Source organism: Kitasatospora sp. MBT63 (assembly GCF_000710465.2).
GTDB lineage: Bacteria > Actinomycetota > Actinomycetes > Streptomycetales > Streptomycetaceae > Kitasatospora.
The window spans coordinates 1-1,940 of the sequence record NZ_JAIZ01000590.1 but is presented as its reverse complement, the minus strand read 5'-3'; the positions used below and the strand labels follow the sequence as shown (position 1 = coordinate 1,940).

The following is a 1,940-nucleotide window of genomic DNA, read 5'->3' as shown; positions in this document are numbered from 1 at the left end:
GACACCGTGGTCACCACCTCCCCCACCCGCCGTCCCGCCCGTACCGCCCGTACCGCCGGCGCACTGGCCGCCGCGGCCGCGCTCGCGCTGTCGATCGGCACCGGACTCACCCTCGCGCCCACCGCCGGGGCCACCCCGCCCGGTGGCGGCAAGGACGTCACCGCCACCCTCTTCGAGTGGAAGTTCGACTCGGTGGCGAGAGCCTGCACCGACACCCTCGGCCCCAAGGGCTACGGCTTCGTCGAGGTCTCCCCGCCCCAGGAACACATCCAGGGCCCGCAGTGGTGGACCTCCTACCAGCCCGTCAGCTACAAGATCGCCGGCCGGCTCGGCGACCGCGCCGCGTTCCAGTCCATGGTCGCCACCTGTCACACCGCAGGCGTCAAGGTGATCGCCGACTCGGTGGTCAACCACATGTCCGCGGGGTCCGGCACCGGCACCGGCGGCACCGTCTACAGCAAGTACAACTACCCCGGGTACTACCAGGACCAGGACTTCCACTCCTGCCGCAGCGCGATCTCCAACTACGCCGACCGCGCCAACGTGCAGAACTGCGAACTGGTCAACCTCTCCGACCTGAACACCGGCAGCTCCTACGTCCAGCAGACCATCGCCAACTACCTCAGCGACCTGCTCTCGCTCGGCGTGGACGGCTTCCGGATCGACGCCGCCAAGCACATCGCCGCCACCGACCTGGCCGCCATCAAGGCCAGGATGAGCAACCCGAACGCCTACTGGGTGCAGGAGGTCATCTACGGCGCCGGCGAGCCGATCCAGCCGAGCGAGTACACCGGCACCGGCGACGTGGACGAGTTCCGCTCCGGCACCTGGCTGAAGAGCGCCTTCGACGGCGGCCGGATCGCCGACCTGTCGACCTGGGGCTCCGGCCTGCTGGGCAGCTCCCAGGCCCGCACCTTCGTCGACAACTGGGACACCGAGCGCAACGGCTCCACCCTCACCTACAAGAACGGCAACACCTACACCCTGGCCAACGTCTTCATGCTGGCCTTCCCGTACGGCGCGCCCAACGTCTACTCCGGCTACGCCTTCGGCGCCAACGACGACGGCCCGCCGAACGGCGGTACCGTCAACGCCTGCTACCAGGACGGCTGGAACTGCACCCACGCCTGGCGCCAGGTGGCCAACATGGTCGGCTTCCGCAACGCCGTGGCCGGCACCGCCGTCACCAACTGGTGGTCCGACGGCAGCAACGCGATCGGCTTCGGCCGCGGCGGCAAGGGCTACGTGGCGATCAACCACGAGAGCGGTCCGATCACCCAGACCTTCCAGACCTCGCTGCCCGCCGGCAGCTACTGCGACGTCCAGCACGGCGACCCGGTGGCCGGCGGCGGCTGCACCGGTGTGAGCTACCAGGTCGGCACGGACGGGAGGTTCACCGCCACGGTGGGCGCGGGTGACGCGGTCGCCCTGTACGTCGGGGCGAGCGGCGGCTCCACCGCCTCGCCGTCGCCGTCGCCGACCGCCTCCGGCGCCTCGTTCGCGGTCAACGCCACCACGGTGTTCGGGCAGAACGTCTACGTGGTGGGGAACACCGCCGCACTCGGCGGCTGGGACACCTCGAAGGCGCTGCCGCTGTCCTCGGCGGCCTACCCGGTCTGGAAGCTCGACCTGTCGCTGCCGGCCGGCACCGCCTTCGAGTACAAGTACATCCGCAAGGAGGCCAACGGTTCGGTGACTTGGGAGAGCGGCGCCAACCGCACCGCCACCGTGCCGGCCACCGGCCGGGTCACCCTGAACGACACCTGGCGCAGCTGACCCACCGGCACCATTCCCGTCATCCCGTCGCCCCCGTCCGGCCCTCCCGCCGGGCGGGGGTTACGGCTGTCCGCCCGAAACCCACCGATCGAGTGGCACCCGCGGTGTCGATCCGGCCACCCCCACCCCCGGCTGACAGCATCGGCAGCGTGAACGCCACCCCC

At 70.6% G+C, this 1,940-nt stretch carries 1 protein-coding gene; it reads left to right on the top strand.

Features of this window, described 5'->3' with window-relative positions; all coding sequences use genetic code 11:
• Positions 1-93: 93 nt before the first annotated feature.
• Entirely contained in the window at positions 94-1,776 is a 1,683-nt protein-coding gene (locus AA75_RS31300; RefSeq protein ID WP_233289276.1) for a carbohydrate-binding module family 20 domain-containing protein, read from the top strand.
• Positions 1,777-1,940: the final 164 nt, after the last annotated feature.